This window comes from Streptomyces sp. YS-3 (genome assembly GCF_045257485.1).
Lineage (GTDB): Bacteria > Actinomycetota > Actinomycetes > Streptomycetales > Streptomycetaceae > Streptomyces.
Genome location: NZ_JBJHPC010000023.1, coordinates 1 through 17,876, shown reverse-complemented (window position 1 = coordinate 17,876; position 17,876 = coordinate 1). Strand labels below are relative to the sequence as shown.

The 17,876-nt window shown below is 67.4% G+C and carries 15 protein-coding genes and 1 pseudogene; 5 read left to right on the top strand and 11 right to left on the bottom strand.

Annotation, left to right across the window (positions count from 1 at the left end; genetic code table 11):
• Nucleotides 1–820: 820 nt before the first annotated feature.
• Nucleotides 821–1,087: a hypothetical protein gene (locus tag ACJA3G_RS04195; protein ID WP_406551492.1), complete on the bottom strand. Its 267-nt coding sequence runs from the start codon at nt 1,085–1,087 to the stop codon at nt 821–823.
• A 560-nt stretch (nt 1,088–1,647) separates the two neighbouring features.
• The gene (locus tag ACJA3G_RS04190; protein WP_406551491.1) at nt 1,648–3,735 is read right to left on the bottom strand and encodes a hypothetical protein; all 2,088 of its coding nucleotides are present in this window, start codon (nt 3,733–3,735) and stop codon (nt 1,648–1,650) included.
• A 358-nt stretch (nt 3,736–4,093) separates the two neighbouring features.
• On the opposite strand from ACJA3G_RS04190, the gene ACJA3G_RS04185 reads away from it, so the two are divergent.
• Nucleotides 4,094–4,456, top strand: a complete 363-nt coding sequence (locus tag ACJA3G_RS04185) for a hypothetical protein (protein WP_406551490.1) — start codon at nt 4,094–4,096, stop codon at nt 4,454–4,456.
• 71 nt (nt 4,457–4,527) lie between these two features.
• On the opposite strand, the gene ACJA3G_RS04180 is transcribed toward ACJA3G_RS04185, so the two are convergent.
• The 3 genes from ACJA3G_RS04180 to ACJA3G_RS04170 all read right to left on the bottom strand — a co-directional run bounded on the left by ACJA3G_RS04180 (nt 4,528) and on the right by ACJA3G_RS04170 (nt 7,455).
• A complete protein-coding gene (locus ACJA3G_RS04180; RefSeq protein WP_406551489.1) occupies nt 4,528–6,003 on the bottom strand; it encodes a replication-relaxation family protein in 1,476 nt (491 codons plus the stop codon).
• 211 nt (nt 6,004–6,214) lie between these two features.
• Nucleotides 6,215–6,817 carry a hypothetical protein gene (locus ACJA3G_RS04175; protein ID WP_406551488.1) on the bottom strand — a complete coding sequence of 201 codons (603 nt, stop codon included), beginning with the start codon at nt 6,815–6,817 and terminating at the stop codon, nt 6,215–6,217.
• Between the two features lie 434 nt (nt 6,818–7,251).
• On the bottom strand, nt 7,252–7,455 hold the full coding sequence (locus ACJA3G_RS04170) for a hypothetical protein (protein WP_406551487.1): 204 nt from the start codon (nt 7,453–7,455) through the stop codon (nt 7,252–7,254).
• Between the two features lie 421 nt (nt 7,456–7,876).
• Here ACJA3G_RS04170 and ACJA3G_RS04165 point away from each other — a divergent pair, with 421 nt between their 5' ends.
• Nucleotides 7,877–8,203: a hypothetical protein gene (locus tag ACJA3G_RS04165; RefSeq protein ID WP_406551486.1), complete on the top strand. Its 327-nt coding sequence runs from the start codon at nt 7,877–7,879 to the stop codon at nt 8,201–8,203.
• 397 nt (nt 8,204–8,600) lie between these two features.
• On the opposite strand, the gene ACJA3G_RS04160 is transcribed toward ACJA3G_RS04165, so the two are convergent.
• From ACJA3G_RS04160 to ltrA, 4 genes are all read right to left on the bottom strand, one after another.
• Nucleotides 8,601–8,945, bottom strand: coding sequence for a hypothetical protein (locus ACJA3G_RS04160; protein ID WP_406551485.1), 345 nt, complete (start codon nt 8,943–8,945; stop codon nt 8,601–8,603).
• The gene (locus tag ACJA3G_RS04155; RefSeq protein ID WP_406551484.1) at nt 8,942–9,229 is read right to left on the bottom strand and encodes a hypothetical protein; all 288 of its coding nucleotides are present in this window, start codon (nt 9,227–9,229) and stop codon (nt 8,942–8,944) included. The genes ACJA3G_RS04160 and ACJA3G_RS04155 overlap by 4 nt, the downstream gene beginning before the upstream one ends.
• 559 nt (nt 9,230–9,788) lie before the next feature.
• Entirely contained in the window at nt 9,789–10,259 is a 471-nt protein-coding gene (locus ACJA3G_RS04150) for a hypothetical protein (RefSeq protein ID WP_406551483.1), read from the bottom strand.
• A 187-nt stretch (nt 10,260–10,446) separates the two neighbouring features.
• Nucleotides 10,447–11,649 (bottom strand): group II intron reverse transcriptase/maturase, encoded by a 1,203-nt coding sequence (ltrA, locus tag ACJA3G_RS04145; protein WP_406551482.1) that lies wholly within the window; start codon nt 11,647–11,649, stop codon nt 10,447–10,449.
• 653 nt (nt 11,650–12,302) lie between these two features.
• On the opposite strand from ltrA, the gene ACJA3G_RS04140 reads away from it, so the two are divergent.
• Nucleotides 12,303–12,533 (top strand): hypothetical protein, encoded by a 231-nt coding sequence (locus tag ACJA3G_RS04140; protein WP_406551481.1) that lies wholly within the window; start codon nt 12,303–12,305, stop codon nt 12,531–12,533.
• A 496-nt stretch (nt 12,534–13,029) separates the two neighbouring features.
• On the opposite strand, the gene ACJA3G_RS04135 is transcribed toward ACJA3G_RS04140, so the two are convergent.
• Nucleotides 13,030–16,386, bottom strand: a complete 3,357-nt coding sequence (locus ACJA3G_RS04135) for an RHS repeat-associated core domain-containing protein (RefSeq protein WP_406551480.1) — start codon at nt 16,384–16,386, stop codon at nt 13,030–13,032.
• Between the two features lie 524 nt (nt 16,387–16,910).
• Between ACJA3G_RS04135 and ACJA3G_RS04130 the strand changes: the two genes are divergently transcribed.
• Together ACJA3G_RS04130 and ACJA3G_RS04125 are read left to right on the top strand one after the other, a co-directional pair.
• Nucleotides 16,911–17,279, top strand: coding sequence for a hypothetical protein (locus tag ACJA3G_RS04130; protein ID WP_406551479.1), 369 nt, complete (start codon nt 16,911–16,913; stop codon nt 17,277–17,279).
• A 110-nt stretch (nt 17,280–17,389) separates the two neighbouring features.
• Nucleotides 17,390–17,632, top strand: a complete 243-nt coding sequence (locus tag ACJA3G_RS04125) for a recombinase family protein (RefSeq protein ID WP_406551502.1) — start codon at nt 17,390–17,392, stop codon at nt 17,630–17,632.
• A 25-nt stretch (nt 17,633–17,657) separates the two neighbouring features.
• Here the strand turns inward: ACJA3G_RS04125 and ACJA3G_RS04120 are convergent.
• Nucleotides 17,658–17,876, bottom strand: a pseudogene (locus ACJA3G_RS04120) (hypothetical protein); the annotation flags it as partial.

Sequence of the window (17,876 nt, the reverse complement as noted above, 5' to 3'; positions counted from 1 at the left end):
CGCGACAGGTTGCCCGGGGCGTCGTGACCCCCGGGGCCTTCGTCTTGCCTCTCGGCACCGGACGGGGGTGCAGCACGAAGCTGCAACGCGGGCCCCCAGACCGGCCTTTGCCCGGTGTTCTCCCAGGTCAGAGGTGCAACGTGCTCACGCGTTGCAGAGCCGGTGGTGTACGTCCGAGCGGGTGCGTTGCAGTCGCTGGTGCCGCGTCACCGCTACGAGTGGCTTGTTCCTCACCGGCCCCGGGGAACCTTGCCGGAAGCACGCACCCCTGTGGTCCCCGTCGGCTATACCGGAGCGGGGCCGACTGCCCTGCCCGCCGTAGGAGAAGGAGCCCACTGCCTCATGAGCGACGCCGCGAACACCCCTCCCACCACCCGCACTGCCCGCGTGCTCACCATCCTCCTCGTTGTCATCGCCGTCGCCTACATGGGCTTTATGAGCTTCATCTCGGTTCCTCAACTCACGGAGTACATCGGCGGCCGGGACATTGACTTCCCAGTGTTCCTGGCCATCGCGGCCGTGGCCGGGCCCGCCCTGTTCTGGGCGTACATCCGTCTCGGCTTCGGGCTCACCGTGGTGGGCTGGGCGGCAGGTATCGCGCTCACCGGCATCCCCACCAGCCTCACATACGGATACCTCCTCGCCTCCTCCGACGGCCACGGCTTCTCCTACTGGCTGTTCCTCACCCTGATCATCGCCGTCACCCTCGGCACCTTCTGCGTGATGCCCTACGCCTCGTCCGCTGCACCATCAGGAGCCACTGGCCCGCCAGGCCGTCCCGCTGCTCCTCGCCCCACCCGCGCAGGCCACCCGCCCAGGACTACTCATCGGCCTCCGCGCCCCACCTGCCGGCGAAGTCCTCCAGGGCGCGGCGCTGCTGTTCCTCGAGCGATCTGCCGGGCGAGGACGTCGCGGTCGATGTACGGGTCGACGGCGGCGAGGACCAGGCGCTGGAGTTCGTCCGCCCCAGCGCTTCGACCTCCAACTGGACCGGGTGCTCGATGTCGAGGCCGTAGCGTCGGGCGAAGGCCGGCCACCTCGGGTTGCTTGCCCTCTGTCGTGAGCCCGTACGCGCGGACCTGCTCATCTTCTTCGCGCTCAGCACGTCTCATGAGACGTGCTGAGCGAGCCTTCTGCAGAGATTGTCAGCCCGTTCCAGAGCCGGAGGGATTCATCGTTCCGATGAATCCCTCCGGCTCCCAGGTCGCTTCAGATGCACCATGCTACTGCCGGGGATGGGCCCATCCCGCAGCGCGGATCTTGTTACCGGGTGGTGTCAAGGATGCTCGCATCCACTCCTCCGCTCGCGCGAGGGGCTGCGCCTCATGACGAACGGCGACAGCCAGGGCCCATCGCCAAAGGGCAGCTTCGGTCGGGCGCGTCCGGCGGTGTCCCCGCAGACGGGCCGTCAGCGACTGGGTCGTACGGCCGCAATATCGGGGCCGGTAGGCCGCGTCGAGCATGAGGTACAGGGCGGGGCCGAGTGGCAGCCCTGCTGTGGGGTCCGCAGGACCGACCGGCCAGGCGACGACTGGGTCCGCTGTGGCACCCGGGTCTACGAGGGCCTTCTGAATCGGGGTGGCTGCGAGGACAAGCCGCCAGCGCTGGACGATCAATTAATCTGAGGTGAGCGTGTGCGGAGGCATCTCACACCTCCCGCCTGTCTGCATCGCGAAGCCGTGTCGGCTCGGTCTGGACCGGCGGACGCACGTCGAGCAGCGCGTCTTCAAGGTCGCGCAGGCTTCCGCGGACTTGCTTCCAGTCTGCCAGGCCGCCCATCGGATGCTCCGTCAGCGGGGAGGGAAAGTCTGTGGCTTCTGCCGTAAGGCGGTCGACAACAGCACGGGCCTCGCCGAGGGTGTGCAGGAGGTTGATGCGGCTCCGCTCGTTCCGTTCCTCCCGCGTGATCTTCTGCTCTGACTCCCGATTCATCTGTTCCTGGCGGCGCTTTTTTTGCTCGTCAGCAGCACGTTCGGAGTTGGCCTGCGTGAACAGGTGCTTCTCAAGAAGGATCTCGTGAGTGGCGCCGTCCGGGATCGGCTCGCCGACCTCATCGACGTGGGCGTAGGTGTAGTGGGCCTGAATGGATTTGCCTTCGCCGGTGCCGCCAGCCTTGTTGGGGTCGAAGGTCTCCACCACGGTCTTGGCCTGCCAGCGGCCCCGGGCGGTTGATGTCCACGGGGCGAGGACAACGGGCGGGGTTGCCCGGTACGGCACACGGCCATCATCGACCTTGCTCCCGGTGTCGCGCGTCAGCACGGCGTCTGCCATCAAGGCGGTGCCAGCGAGCACAGTGAGGGTGTGCCGCGCGTTAGTGTCGCCGTCGTCGGCGAGCTTGCGCAGCTGCTCGGCGCTGGCCGGTACGGGTTCCCACTCGCCGAAGACACCCGGGTACAGGGCGCCCCCATTACGCCAGGCGCGGCGGGCCACGTCAGTGGTGGCCGGCTTGGCAGCCCGCCAGGGCATGTCGATGAGCACACCGAGGAACCCGGCGTAACGGTCGTCGCGGACCTGCCCGAAGCCCCGGTCGCTGCGGATAAAGCGCTTGGCTTCGTCGAAGATCTTGTACCGCGTCAGGGTGTGGACGATCAGCACGGCCCGCCACAGCGGGTGGATGCGGCCGTCGGGGCCGCACATCGGGCCGCTGTCCCAACCGGGCACCATGGAGGTGATCTGCTCCGCCGTCAGTTCCTCGTCGGCGACCAGTGCAGCGAACGCTGGGCTGACCATCTGCCGGTGCAGGAGATGGTTGACCATCCGGCGGGCAGTCATGGCGTCCTGGGCTGCGTCGCTCCAGCGGTTGATGCTGATATGCCGGGAACTCTGTGCCGTGGCGACGGCAGCTGCAAGCACGTCGTGGGCGTCGTCCTCGCTGAGGACGGCGCCCACGATCAGGCGCGCCGGTACGGCGCGGGTCTGGAGCTGGCGCAGGGTGGCCATGGTCAGTCCGTCGCGCGCCAAAGCGGCGTTGTGGCGCTCGGCATCGCGGTTGTATGCGCGGCGGCGCGCGGTTCGGGACGCGGCGAAGCTGTTGCCGAAGGTACTGACGATGGTACGGGTTTGCTCTATGGGGGTCGTCGCCTCCGGGTTGTAGTGGCGCGCTGCAGCGGCGCTGACGTAGCGCGAGGTGCCGTCGATAAGCGCGGCGGTCAGTGTCGGCGGGCTGTTGTCGGCGTAGTGGGTCTCAGTGAGTACCGCCTCGACCGGGGTCATCACACCGTTGCTGAGGACGGAGTCGCTGTAGTCGGCCCCCTCCTGGCGCAGCGTCTCGCGTGCCACGTCCTCAACGACTTTGCGTGCATGGGCGGGGCTGTCGTACTCGATCTTGAGCTGTGCCAGCAGCTCACCAAATCCATTCCGGACACCGGTTGGAGCCGGCGTCAGCGGGGCCTTGACCTGACCGGACAGCCGCGGGTTACCGAGGACTGTGGAGAAGCTCTCTGCGTCGAACAGCCCCTCAAGTACCAGGAGCTGCGTGGCTCCCGCATAGAAGGAGTTAAGGCCGTCGACGTTGTCCTTGTGTGTGGCCAAGATGGTCAGACGCGGAATGTCGAGGAAACCGCCGACCGCGACCTCGATCGCCTCGTCCGAGAGGTTGATCCGCGGATTGTTGCGCATGGCCCGGCGGAGCTGGCCGAGTTCCTTGGCCTCCGCAACCGGGAGCGGGCCGGGGACGCGATCGATCTGGACGAGATCGCCGTTCTCGTCTGTCAGCTGTACAGATGTGGGACTCACTGATGAGACCTCGCTCGTCAGGTGCCCCGCCGCCGTGCGCGCGGGACGTGGAGACCGCACGTGACATTCCGAGGACAACGAGGCCATTGAGAGACAGAGCTGGTTTCCAACCAGCTGTCTCAGAACCCCCTACAGATCTGCTGCCAGCACACCAACCTGTCGCGGCGTGCCCCGCCCGTTCCTGATCACGCACTCTGCTCACGACGCAGGGTAGTCGTACCCGACGGCAGGCGAGTGCGAATTGACGAAAGTTCCACCTGGAACTCTGTGGTAGCTGCGGGCACTTAATTCAGCGAGGCCCCTACCGAACGGGCAACCACAGGCCTGATGAGACTGTTCTGAACAGCAGAATGAACTCGTGGGTGAGCAGCAACTTCTCGGGCAGGGCGTCATCGAGCAGATCAGAGCTTCGATGCCCACGCTCGACATCGCCACCACCCTGAACCAGGCGGCCGCTGATCGCCTCGTCGCCGGGCTGCCCAAGCCCGACCCCAGCGGGCTGTTCCCTCAGCTGGATTTCAGCCACCTCGTACCAAAGATCGACTACAGCCACCTCTTCCCGCAGGCAACGATCAACCAGATCGCCGCAGCCGCGTTGACGGCGGGACTTCAGAGTCCTGCCGAACACGATGACGATGACGCAGCGGTTTCCGGCGTCGATGACGACTCGGATCCGGAAACCGGGCCGGACGAAGCGGCCGCCCCGGAAGCAGACCGCTGACCAAGCCGTCTGTCCTGGGCAAGCCCGCCCACGCGGAGGGCTTGCCCAGGCCCCCCTTGGGCTTGCCCGGGTCAGGTGCGCCGGCGGAACCAGCCGCGGCCCCGGTCCGGCTCGGGGCTGTCCTCCGGCTCCGGCGGCGCGCCGGCTCGGAGGCGTGCCGCTTCTGCGACGGCTTCCTCGCGGGCGATGTCGTCGGCGCGGCACGGGCCGCACACGGACTTGTCTCCGGCCCGTACGGCGGTGCGGTGCACGGTGATCTCCTCCCAGCGTTCGTCGGTGAACTTCCGCCCACACCGCGTGCACACCGGGCGCTCCGCCTCCCGCTGTGCGGCGCGGCGCTGCTGGTCCGCCGCGCCGGCGCGGTCCTCCTGAGCGCGGTAGAGGCCGTGGCCGTCGGGGTTGTCGAGCGCGGCCGTCAGCGTCTGCTCCTCCTTGCGTCCCAGCCGCCGCCACACCGCCGCGCCGGCGCCGTGCTCCTGGAGCTGCTCCAGGGTGGTGACGACGATGGGCACCGCCTGGCGGTAGTCCCGCGCGGTGACCGCCTTCGGGTAGAGGGTGTCGTACCGGCGCGGCGCCCAGTAGCGGCGGCCGGCCTCCTCCAGCACGGCGACCGTGTTGTCGACCTTCGCCGCGGTGGTGTCCGCGAACACGAACGCCACCGGGACCAGGCCCTCCCGGCCGGTCGGCGGGTAGACCCTGCGCCACAGCCGCTGCTCGTGGTCGACGTGCTCGATCGCGTCCGGCCGGGAGCGGACCAGGTCCACATTGTGCTTGGCCGCGTCCTTCGGCAGCAGCCGGCCCCACTCCCAGTACCGGCGCAGCTTGACCACCAGGTCGTGCGCGTCCTCCGAGCGGCGGTCGATCTCCAGCAGCAGCACCGGCACCCCGGCCTCCGGCGCCCGCACCACCAGGTCCGCCCGCAGCACGTAGCCGTCTGCGAGCCGGTGCCCGATCTCGGTCTGGAAGCCGAGCCGGTGCCCGATGCCTGCGCGGTGGAGTTCGGCGGCCGTTGAGGTGACCGCCGCGGCGTGGTCGTCGTAGCTGGTGCCGAGCAGTTTCCCGGTGACCGGGTCGTACTTCTTCTCGCGCAGTGCCGAGACCCGTATGCCCTTCGGCTCCAGCAGCCTCTTCACCTCGCCGTGTCCTCGCTTCGTCAGCACCCACACCTGCCGCTGGTCCTCCCGGACCGTTTCGATCCTCACTAGGTGGTGGTCCTCCAGATCCAGGAGGTTGTCCCGTACGAGCTTGTCGTGCTGGTTGTCCGGCCAGGTCAGCTTCCACAGTTGGTCGGGCGTAGCCCTCTGGAAGATCCCCAGCGCTTGCAGGAGCTCCCGGCGTCGAGGCTCGGTCGAAGTCCTCCTGTGCTTGGGCTTCCTAGATACGTGAGGGTTGTCGGACCTGCGACGCCCCCCTGTCCGCCGGGTCTGACCTGCGGAAACGCCCGGTCCTTGGCGGCTGGGCGTGGAGGGGGTGATGGAGGGGCCCGCGGAGGGGGTCTCTCCGGCCTGGTCAAGGGGCTGCTCGGGGTCGCCGGCGGTGCTCGCCACAGGGCGCTCCTGGAGGTAGGGCGGGCCTATCCCGCCATTCACCTTCTACAGGCTGGTTCTTCGGCTCCGGTGTGACGCCGACCTCGGAAAACCTCGCCGTCGTAACCGCATCGTGATCAACCGCTGTCCTCTGACATCGAACCTGACCATTTGCCGCTGAAGGTGGACCGACTACTGCCCCTACGCGACGACTGACGGGTGACGGGCCTGCTCATCCTCCTGCCCTCGGCCGATGCCGGAACCATGGCCGGGGCGCCTGGGGGGCCGGTGTGGGAACCGGCGCCGGGACGGCACCCTCCTGGAGCACCTCCCGCGCGATGGCCACGAGGGCGACGACCCGGTCCCAGAAAGGGGCATAGCACTCGTTGAACCGCTGGATCGCGTCCGCCTCGCCCCGGATCATGTCCTCCAGTGCCTGGTAGTTGTCAGACGTCGAGCGCCGCAGCCCGTCGGCGACCGCCGCTGCCTCCTGAGGCCCTTCCAGCTCCACCACTCGTACGAGGTGGCGCAGCGTCGCGTACGCGTCGCGCAACCGTAGCCGCAAGTCTTTGAGCGCGGCCGTGCGCGACTCGGGATCCGGGTCGGCGTGGGCATCGTTGACCTTCCAGTACAGGTCACCCATCTTCTGCGCCTGCTCGATGACGTCGGCGTAGGCGGTCCGCCGCGCGGTGCGCCGCTGATCCGCCCGCTGGACCGCCGCCGTCGTCTCAGCCTGAATCCGGGCGGCACGCGCCGTGCCCTGGCTGGTCACCCAGCTCGCCACCACCGCGGTGCCCGCGGTCAGTACGCCTACCCACAGCGTGTTGTCGGCCATGGCGCCCATTCTTGGGCCGCGCCCGGGTTTTGCGAAGGGTGCGACGTGGTCAGGCAAGCGGTCCAACTGTCAGAGGACAACCGGTGTGACGAAGCAGTTCTGTTGGCAAATCAGCCCGCTTGTCGGCCTCTATCGCTGATGTCGCTCTCTGGTTCCTCTGAGGGCGATGATGGCGGTCATTGGCAACCTTGTCGCCCCCCATGGAGATGCCCACCCGTACATAGCTCTACTTCGAGGCGAGCGGCGACCGGTCCCGGCGGCCTGCGCCAGCAGGTGGATGAGGTAGCGGGAGCTGAGCAGAACGCCGTTGGTGTGGAAACGCAGGGCCGTGCGGGTCGGGCCAGCAAGGGCTCCCCGCCGTGCAATATCACTGGGACGGAGAAGGGCCTGATCGGTCAGGGGCGTGCTAGACGTTGGCCCAGGCCGTGCAGTCTCTACCGGCGAGGTAACGCGAGGGCGAAGGCCATGACGCCCAGCACCAGTGTTGTACCGCCCGTGGCCACACTTAAGGGCTCCACCAATGCGGGGTTTTGCCAGGTCACCCAGGCGAAACCTACGAAGATCATTACCAGGACGAGGACCAGAAGGAGCCGAACAAGAACTAAAATCTGCTCGTCGGGGCCGTTGTTCCGGATCATGGCATCCTTCCGCTTCTCGACGTGCTGAGCAGTACGTGGAACGACTGGGAATGCGGCGACGCACTGGTGGCCGCCTTCCGATCCGGGCCCGGTCTCGGCAATCGGACGATACCGCGCCCGCCGAGTTCTCAAGCCGCCGCAGCAGGCGCCCTCCGCACACGAGTAAGTTCCACGCCTAGGCAGATCACTGCCCGTGACCACGGCTGGCAACTGACCCGCGTCACGATTGCCAACTGCTAAGCGTGACGCCCCCGCCAGCAGCTGCGAGGCAGGCTGCCTTGCCCAACAAGGCCTGCCTCGGCACAACCGGAGGGAGGAGAGGTCTCCCTCGTCAGCAGCTGGACTCTGTCCACAGGGCCGCAGTTCGAGGGTGTTTTCGAGGCCGCCGCGATCAGCGGCGGCCCGAACGTGAGGAGCTGTCATGCCCGAGAACACCGTCACCGCGCCGCTCGCTCCGATGGAGCCGGAGAACGTCACCGGCGCCTTCGCCTATATCCGGGCGCTGCCTCACCGCCGTGTAGTGCGCACCATCCGATGCCGGTGGTGCGCACCTCGCACCGCGCGCACCCGGTGCGTGCCAGGTCCGGTGACGGTGTCGGTGGTGCGCGCACCGGCGCACCACACCGCCCATCGCGGTGCGCGTCACCGGCCGCGCCGCACCGCGCCGGGCGCGCGCCACGGCCGGGTGGGCTCCTATATCACACGCGCCCTTGACCGCGACCTGACTGAAAGCCCACACCGAATCTGACAAGGGGAAGCGTGCTGGGTAGCGAACCTGGTCCAGGAGCGATGCGCGACCGCCGGAACCTGGACAGGGGTGGGCGGGCGGTGCGTGCACCGGTGCGGTGCGGGACACGGGTGCGGCGCACCGGGTGCGCGTGTGCGCGCCGGACACCGTCGGATGGTGCGCACCGGGTGCGGCGGCGGACATGGTGGTGCGCGCACCGGAGTGGCGTCCATCGTCATCCGGTGCGCACCACGGTGGAGTCCACTCGATGGAGTCCATCAGGTGGAGCCCACCGGGTGGAGCCCACTCGGTGCGGCCCACCGGGTGGAGCCCACTGAGTGGAGCCCATTCGATGTCGTGCAGCGCCACTGGATGCTGAACATCGTCGGCTCCACTCGGTGGACGATGCCGGGCATCGTCACCACAGCCAAGCACTGGAGTGCCGCACCCGGGACAGGGCGCGGGCATCGCGGCGCGCGGCCGCGTTGCAGATCCGGCTCTGCCGGGAGCGGGGCCGGCGCGACTCCCCAGCCGCGAGGCGTCGCTTCCCGGCGTCCTGGAGCCGCTCCCGCTGATCGCTCAGCTCCTTCTTCTTGGCCGCCTTCGACTTCGGTGTCTGGGGCCGCTTCCAGATCGGCTTCCAGCCCGGGGACTCCTCGGTCTCGGGCTCCGGGTCCTCATCGAGCGGGGCGGCTATCTCCTCACTGGCTGCGCGGGCTCGGGCGAGGACCTCCTTCAGTCCCGGGATCTCCGGCGTGGTCATGCGAGTCCTCCAGAGGGTGTCCGGCCCGGCGCCTGCTGCACTCCGGGCGGCGGAGTGTGTGACGGCGCGGGTGTCGCCGGGGCGGCCTGCGACTGGAGGCGGTGAGTGACGGCGCGCTCCCGGACGCCGTCCTGGAGCCTGACGGCCATCTTGGCCGCGGCCTCGATCGTGGCGCGGGTCTGCTCCAGCGCGGCAACATCGGTCCCCTGCTGCTGTTCCTGGGCGCGGCCGGCCTTCCGGTCCGTACGCGAGAGCCGCGGGCCGGACCTCGAGGCGCCGGGCACGGCGACGGTGTACGGGCGGGTGCGGGAGCCCAGGCGCTCCGAGCGGCGCACCCCGAGTGAACCCGGGCGGAGAGCGCTCTGGCGGCGAGCCGGGCCCGCGCGTAGAGGGGAAGCACCCGGTTGCGGGTCAGCGGGCGCAGCACGGCCTGGTCCTCCGTGTCGCGCGGGTACAGGGCGTGCAGGTCGGCGGTCATGGTGAAGCCCCGGCCGACGGGGCGGGTGTAGTCGTCGACGACCGCCGCGGCGGCACAGCGGGCAGAGGTCTCCGTGGAGCAGTTCGTTGAACACCTGCGCGTAGCCGCCCGGGTCGATGGCGGCAACGCCTCTTCGATCTGCTGACGGCGCGTCGACTGCCAGCCGATGAGCCGCCGGTCGATCCCCGCGATCTCCATGACGGGACGGCGCCGACCGACCCCGCCGAGCACGCGTCAGAGTTCAGAGAAGCGACCAGGCCAAAGCTGATCGCACCGGACCAGACAGGGCGGGGCGTACGTCCTCCCAGAACCCCCGGGGCAGGACCTCCAGCCTACGGCCGCCCCGCTCCCCCGGCCTTCGATGATCAGGACAGTGTGTACGGTCTGGGGTGGCCCATCCGCTCGTACTCCCGGGTCTGTGCATCGATCTGCTCCAGGGCGCGGGCGCGGCCGTGTGCCTCCAGCCGCATCACCGCCGTGCAGATCGTGATGGCGTGGGCCTGGTCCGCCAGCGGCAGATCTGTCACTGCCCGGGCGAGGCCCACCTCGCCTGCTGCGACGCGGCGTACCGCGGCGGTTGCCGCGAACTCGGTCTCCGTCGGCGCCAGCGCCGCCACTGCATCGATCAGACGCAAGGGCATGGACGGCTCCCCCAGCTCGTCGAAGACCGCGTCATGGCTGATGGCCGCCCAGGCCAGCACGCGCTCGAGCTGGTCGGATTCCAGACCGGTGAGACAGGCCGCGATCCGGGCGCGGTCCTGCGTGAGGTAGGACCGCGCCAGATCGGCCGCGCGCCACATCGCCTCGACCCGCTGCGGATCGTTTCCTGATGCCATGCCGCCACTTCTAGTGGACCCAGGGGAAGGCCGGGCCGTCTTGACCGCCTCTTTCACCGCGAGGTGTCGCGCGGCGCGTCTCACATGGCAAGGAAATCGAAGTCGGGTCGCCCGGAGGAGTTTCACCTCCGGGCTCCCACAGAACCGTGCGTGAACCTCTCGGTTCACACGGCTCTTGTCATCCTGGTCACCAGGCCCTCGGGGGCACCGCCCAGTGGGCGAAGAGCCTCGGGTGCTGGCCGGTGATGCGCTGCCAGCACGCGTGAGCCTTCTTGAACGAACTAAACCGCCGGTATTTCTTCCTGATCCAGCGCAGCAGGTAGGCATTGATGCGCAGGAGAAGGGGAACCAGCCTGGAGCCGTAGAAGGCTCCGTAGTACTGGATCCAGCCGCGCACGACGGGGTTTACCCGCCGCGCGAGCTCGTGGAACGTCGCTTTGATCTGCTTGTGGAGCCGCCAGGAGCGGACCTCCCTGCTGATCTTGTTCAAGGCGTCCTTGCTGATCGCCGGCAGGAAGCTGGTGTAGCTCCTCTGCAAGCGCCGCGACCATGCCTCGCGAGGCTGGAAGGTGTATCCGAGGAACGTGAACGACGTGTGCTCGTAAGAGCCTCGCCGGTTCGAGTCCTTGCAGTACACGATCCTGGTCTTGTCGGGATGCAGTCGCAGCCCGACCTCTTCCATCCGGTTCTCCAGCGCCGCCAGGACCTCTCGGGCCTGGCGGAGGGAGACGCAGTGCACGACCGCGTCGTCCGCATACCGTTCGAACTGGATCCCCGGGTACTCCCGGGTCAGCCAGGTATCGAAGGCGTAATGCATGAACAGGTTGGCGAGTACGGGCGAGACCGCCGAACCCTGAGGGGTCCCCCGGTCCCGCATCTGCAAGATGCCGTCGGGCAGTTGAAGCGGCGCTCGCAGCCACCGTTCAACATACAACTTCACCCAGACGGCGTCGGTGTGAGCCTGCACGGATTTGACAACCAGGTCCCAGCGCACGCTGTCGAAGAACTTCTGGATGTCCAGATCGATCACCCAACTGCGCTTCCAGCACCGCTGTCGGCATGTCTCGATCGCGTGCAAGGCCGACTTTTGCGGCCGGTATCCGTACGAATCCTCGTGGAAGATCGGGTCCACTCGAATTCCGAGATGCCGCGCCACTACGGTCTGCGCAACCCTGTCGGCGACGGTAGGGCTGCCAAGCATCCTCGTCCCGCCACCATGCTGCTTCGGGATCTCCACGGCACGCACCGGAGGAGGGAAGTAGGTCTCCGACGACATCCGATTCCACATCTTGTACAGGTTTCCCCGCAGGTCCTTCTCGAACTCTTCGATGGACTGCCCATCCACTCCTGGCGCGCCCTTGTTTCTCTTGACGTCCCGGTACGCCTCCATAACCTCCCATTTGAAAATCTCGAACGGCTTGGCCGGTGACTTCAGCTTGCTATCGGCTCCTCCCGGAGAACGTCCGGTTGACCTGACTTACACAGCTACGAATGACCCGGCCCCTTCGCTCCACACCCATTACAGGCGCTTCTTCACTACTACGAGCCGGTCCGCCAGCGCGCCCCGCATCGGTACTCCACCCCTCGTGGGACCACCACTTGGAGCTCTCCCTCTCGCCCCCAAGCACCGGGAGCAGTATCGGAGCGCGCCTTCCCATGTTCCTTGCAGAAGCCGCAGATTGGACTCACGCCGCCTTCATGCCGGACACCACCTGGCCAGTAAACGGGTCTCCGCCAGACTTATCCCAGAGAGCACATGATCCCCCCGGTTTCGATGCCACTTCATTAGATCGACACTTCGTCAGCGGTTCACTTGCGTTCGTCTTCCCAATCCCTACCTGACGCCTCGCGACGCCTTTTCCACATCACTCACCACGGTCGCGTTACCACTCCCGCAGCATGTGGCGGTTTGAAGCCTCCCCCCGCAGGGCGGCTCCGAAGGGCCAAAACCTTCATCTCCTGCAAAGCATTGCGTCCAGAATTCCGCCTACATTCCGAATTCCTTTCTGCATTCATGGCACACCAAGTGGTCTAATTCAAGCCATGGCGCGAACTCACTTCCCCCACGATCTCCTGGCAGCTCAGACCGCCTGGTACGCCGTCTACGACCAGCTCGCCACCACGGCCGTCGGCGGCGCCACACACCGTCGCCGGCTGCTGGAGCTGTCCCGGCGTATCACCGCGCACCCCTTCTGGCAGAGCCCCGCGGGCACCCCCGCCGCCCGGGTCGCCCTCAAGGAGCTCGCCCGCACGCGCACACAGACGCAGCTCTGACGCTCACTGGTCAGCGCACCCTTCTGCCGGCCCGACACCGCACTGGCGATGACCAACTGACGTAGCTGTAGCAGTCTTATGCTTTCTCGGCTGGCACGCCACCAGCGCCGATAATGTGCGCCATTGCGGAGCGGAGTTTGGCCCAAACTTGTGGTTGGACTGCCAGCCTTTATGAAGATGGTGACTCGATCACCGTGTGCGGGAAATGCAGTTGGCTGGGTGCTCACGTCGCCCGCTTGTTGTATTTATGAGTCATATACAGGCTGATCCATGTGACCACAGCCACGACGGCAACAATCCACCCTTTAGAATTTCCCAGTATTGCGAGCGCTATTCCAGAGATGAGAAGAACTGCCGCAGCTATGGATGTCATGGTGTAGAGCATCTGTATGCGCCCCTGCTGTTCCATGGAACGACCTAGACGTGCCATGAGCACTCCGTTTCTTATCGGAGAGAGCGGACAGCATTGCTGCTGCCCGCCCAGTGTGGCTGATTTTTACCCGCCGATTAGGTTCGATACTCCCGTGCTGGCTCCCCAAGCAGCGGCGTAACATACGGGTTGGCCGGCTGCCGCCGAAGCGCCCAAAGTAGGAGCCGCCGCCGACGCCATGACGTATTCACATCCCAAGCCGACAGCAGCACCCGCAGCTAGTCCAGCTACATCGCCCCACAGGCCCTGTGTGTCCCCGTTCAGCAGGTGATAGCTCCCCTGTATGAGGTCTCCGACCGGCCCCAGTGCATCAGCAACGCCGTTGAGACTGACCAGCCCATGGGGGTCAATGCGGTTGACGGGGTCGCCCTCGGCGTAGAGGTAGGGGTTCTTTTCCTGGCCGGAGGGGTCGGGCTGGGTGAAGCGGCCCAGGGTGGGGTCGTAGTAGCGGGCGCCGAGGTGGTACAGGCCGGTGGGGTCCTTGTAGCCGGCGGCGAAGCGGTAGGGCTGTGGGGTCTTCTCCGTGGCCGTGCGGTCGGCGCCGCGGGGGGTGTAGGTGTAGCTGTTGACCTTTGTGCCCGTGTCGTCCACGAGCGCGACGACGGAGCCGAGCGCGTCGGTGAGGTAGTACAGCGAACTGGCCCCGGTCGTCATGGAGTTGAGGGTGCCCTGGGGTTCGCGGTTGAATCCCGTGTCCACGCCGCCGGTGCTGGTGCCGGACAGGCCCAGGGGCCCGTTGTGGAAGTAGGTGTCGCCCAGGCGGATGCGTTCGCTCTGGTCAGTGGAGGCGTACTGCCCGGTGTAGGTCCTGCCGCCCGTGGTCAGTGAGGTGAGCTGCGAGAAGTCGGTCCAGGTCTCACCGGTGCGGGTGGTCTCGGGGGTCGGGGCGCTGGCGGTCTCGTTGCCGATGGCGTCGTAGGACCAGTTGGTGGTGGAGTCGTTTTTCGCGGTGAGCTGCTGGGCGTCGTTGTAGGTGTAGGTGGTGCGGCTGGGGCAGGTCTGGTTGTAGACCCCTCCCTCAGAAGTGGTGTTGCCCGCGCGGTCATAGCAGTACGCCCAGACAACGTAGATGTTCGGTGCTCCACTGATGTCCGCGTCGCGGGCGTTGGTGAGGCGGCCCGCGCCGTCGTAGGTGTAGACGGTCTCCCTCTGGGCCGCCGCGTCGGTCAGGGTGCGGATTTTGGTGCTGTCCTTGGTACCGTTCTGGTAGGAGTAGGCGAGGTCGACCAGGGTGCCCTTGGGAGACGTTGCCTTGATGGTCTGCGGGCGGCCGGATTTATCGGGGTTGATGGACTGGACGGTTCCGCCGGGGTAGTTCGTTTTCGTGCGGAAGTCGTTGTTGTCGTAGGCGTATGTGGTGGTCTTGCCGGTCGGGTCCTTCAGTTCCTTGAGCTTGTTGACCTCGTTGTAGATGTAGGCGGTGACGCCCGCGGGGTCGCTGTAGGAGTCGACGTTCCCGGCGGGGGTGTAGGTCAGGCGGGTCTGGGAGCCGTCCTGGAGGGTGCGGACCGTCTCCCGGGAGAGCGGGTCGAAGGCGTACTTGATCACGCCGGTGCCGTCCGAGCGCTGGGTGAGGTTGCCGTCGCCGTCGTAGGCGTAGGTGACGGTGTCGTGGGTGGAGGAGACCTTGGTGACGCGGTCGCGGTGGTCGTAGACGTAGACCGTCTTGACGCCGCGGCCGTCGGTGACCGTGTCGGTACGGCCGAGCGCGTCGTAGGTGTAGGTGGTGGTGCCCAGCGGGGCGGGCGGGGTGGCCTTGTCGAGGTTGCCCTTGCTGTCGTAGTGGAAGGCCGTCGCGACCGACTTGCTGTCGGTCATCTTCGTCGTCGCCTTGCAGGTCTGGCCCTCGAAGCCGCCACACGTGGGGCTGGAGGGGTTGTAGTCGAAGGTACGGGTGCCGCCACCCGTGCCGGTCTGCGCGACCGAGAGGGCGTTGCCGGCCGCGTCGTACTTGTACTCGGTCTTCTCGTCATCAGCAGTAGTCACAGTGCCGGGCAGGTCCGTCCCGGCGATCGTCTGATAGCCGGCAGCCGAAGCGGTGGCTCCGGTGGGGAGCTTGGCGGAGGTGGGGTTGTTGCGGCTGTCCCAGCCGTAGGTGGTGACGTTGGCACCGGTGCCGTTCACGCCCATCGCGTCGGTGGCGGTGGCCAGATTGTGGCGGGCGTCGTAGGTGCGCGAACGGGAGCGGTTCAGGGCGTCGGTGACCTTGGTGACCGCGCCGTCGCCGTCGTGTTCGTACTTGGTGGTGTGGCGTTCGGGGTCGTTGACCGTGGTCGTGCCAGCAGCGGTGGGGGTGTCGGCGGTGTAGGCGTAGGTGTAGGTGGGGCCGGATTCGCCGGTGCCGTTGAAGCCCGTGGCGCGGAGCATCGAGGTGAGGCGGTTACTCGAGTCGTAGGTGAAGACCGTGACGCGGCCCTCAGGGGTGGTGATTTTGGTGATGCGGCCGGAGGGGTCGTAGCCGAAGGCGGTCGTCTTGCCTTCGGTGTCCGCGGTCTTCACCAGGTTGCCGGCGGGGTCGAGGTCGAAGACCGTGGTGCGGCCGGTGTGGTCCTTGGCCTGCCACTGCGAGGCGTCCGTCTTGTAGAGGTCGATCCAGCGTCCCGAACGGGTCTCGGTGAGCTTGAACCCCTTCTGCTCGCCGCCCTCGTCGTGCTGGGTGACGGTGATGGTGCCGTTGTTCTTGTCGGTGTCCTTCGTCAGGCTGCCGTAGGTGTTGTAGGTGTCCTTGGTTCCGCTCTTACGGTCCGTGAGGGTGTAGGTGCCGTCGGCGTTCTTCTTCAGGTCCTTGGAGTAGCCGGCCGGCGTGGTGAAGGAGCCGTCGCTGTTCTTGGTGAAACTCAGCGTGGCGCCGGTGGCGTCGTAGAAGATCACCTCGTTGGTGAAGCCGAGGTCGAGGTAGCGCTCGTACTCCTGCCACCACCGCTGCGTCACCCTCCCCCACGGGGCGTCGAGGGAGTTGTAGGTACGGGCCAGGCGCAGCTTCTGCCCCACCCCCGCGACCTCGAAGTCGGTGGCCGCCAGCATCAGGTTGCCGGTGGAGTAATCCACCCGCCCCACCAGGGAATCGGTGATACGGAAGTCGGAGATCCGGTGCCAGGGCACCGCGCCCTGGCCCTTGGGTACATAGGTGTTGACGGCTGCGGCACTCTGTCGCGGGGCTGTGGTCAACGAGGTGGTCGCGTGCTGCTTCTGGGCGCGGCGCCAAGCGGCGGCCTCTGCCGTCGGTTCCTTCTCCGGCTGCGCCGCGACCCGCTTATTGGTGCCAGTCCTCACCGGCGGCACCTCGAAGCGGGGACTCTCCTTGCCCCACGCCGATGCCGGGGCCGGAGTCGGCGACGCCGACGCGGTGGCTGCCGGTAACGCAGTCAAGGTCAAGGCGCCCGCGACGGCCGTGCCCAGGACTGCGAGCGGGGTCTTTCTCATGCGGGCACGCCGAAACGGCGTGCCTGTGGCACGTAAGGACATGCGGCTTCCCCCTGGAAGACGTGAATCCGACGGCCCCAGCGGCCTCCGGAGCCCCACAACCTGCCACAGGAAACCGCACAAGCGGTCGGTTTTACCCCGTAGGGCGGTGGTCACACGGGGCAGATTCGGTCTTTGCCCACCTCGGGTCGAGCAACGCACCGCTGCCCGGATCCGGGCTCCGCCGGAGAAAACGCCCAGGTCCAGTCCCTCGGGGCATGCGCCGGTACCCAACGCGGCCGGGCCGTCAGCAACGACGCATTCCGCCTCGCGCGCCCTGTGACCGACCGCTGGGGCCGCTCTCCCCAGGACCTCCGACACGAGTGGCCCGGCTCCGCAGCCGACCTCCGCCAGGATCAGCGCTCCCGAAGCGTTCCGTACCGGCCAGCCGGACACTGACGTGGATAGAGCACCAGGCCGGCTGGGCCGTCGCGCTTCGGGAGTCTCTAGTGACCGGCATCGGCCCGACGGGCGATACTGGGCCCATGGCCGTCACGTCTCCCCGCCCCCCGGTCCCTGACGCCGCCGAGGTGCTGCGCGCCCGGTACACCCGCCGGCTGCCCGCCCGCCTGGAGGACCTGACCGGCCCCACGCAGGGCACCGTCGACCTGCCGCTGCACATCGTCTGGTCCGGGCGCCGCTCCTATGACCTGACCGGCCTCAAGTCGAGGGTCAGCCTGTACCGCACTGTCCTGGCCGAAGGACCGCGCGAGGACCTGCAGGCCTTCCTCAACCGGGACCTCCTGATCGGCCAGTGGCCCATCCTGCGCACCCTGATCAGCCGCTTCATCCGCGATGCCTGGGAGAACGCCTTCCCCGAGTTGGCCGCCGCGCGGGGCGCTGCCCCCGCGTGAATCTGACCCACCTGCACCGGCGGCTTCTTGCCGACGTCCTCGCCATCGGCACGCCCTACCCGTTGGTGATCACGGGCAGTTCGGACCCCTTTCCTTATATCGGGGGGAAAATGTTTAAAGAGGGATGCGCGGCAATACCCATCCTCTCCACCTTGTATACAGAGCATCGGATGCCCGCCTGGGGTGAAACGCTCAAGAATCGGACCCTCGACTACCTGCACGAGGGTGACACCCTCGTGGTCCCGTCGCTGGACCGACTTGGCGGTTCTGTCCGGGACCCCAGCGCGGTCGTGTCCGGCTTGCGCAAGCGTGGCGTCGGCTCGGCTTCTGCCGTCCGGACCGTCTCTGCATGATCGACTGAGGCCGACATCCTGGGGGCTATCGCGGTTCCTGGTCCGCCTGCGGCATCGAGACGGGTGTGGTGCCGGTGGGGTGGTAGGTGGTGAACAGGCCGGTGGCGATACCAGTGACCATGCCCGCGCTGGGACCGATCAGCAGATAGAGCACAGCGGTGACGGCCAGGAATACGAGCAGGGCGGCCAGGTCCAGGAGCGCGTCGCGTCGGGACATGCCGCGATGCGGGGTGGGGCCCGGGGT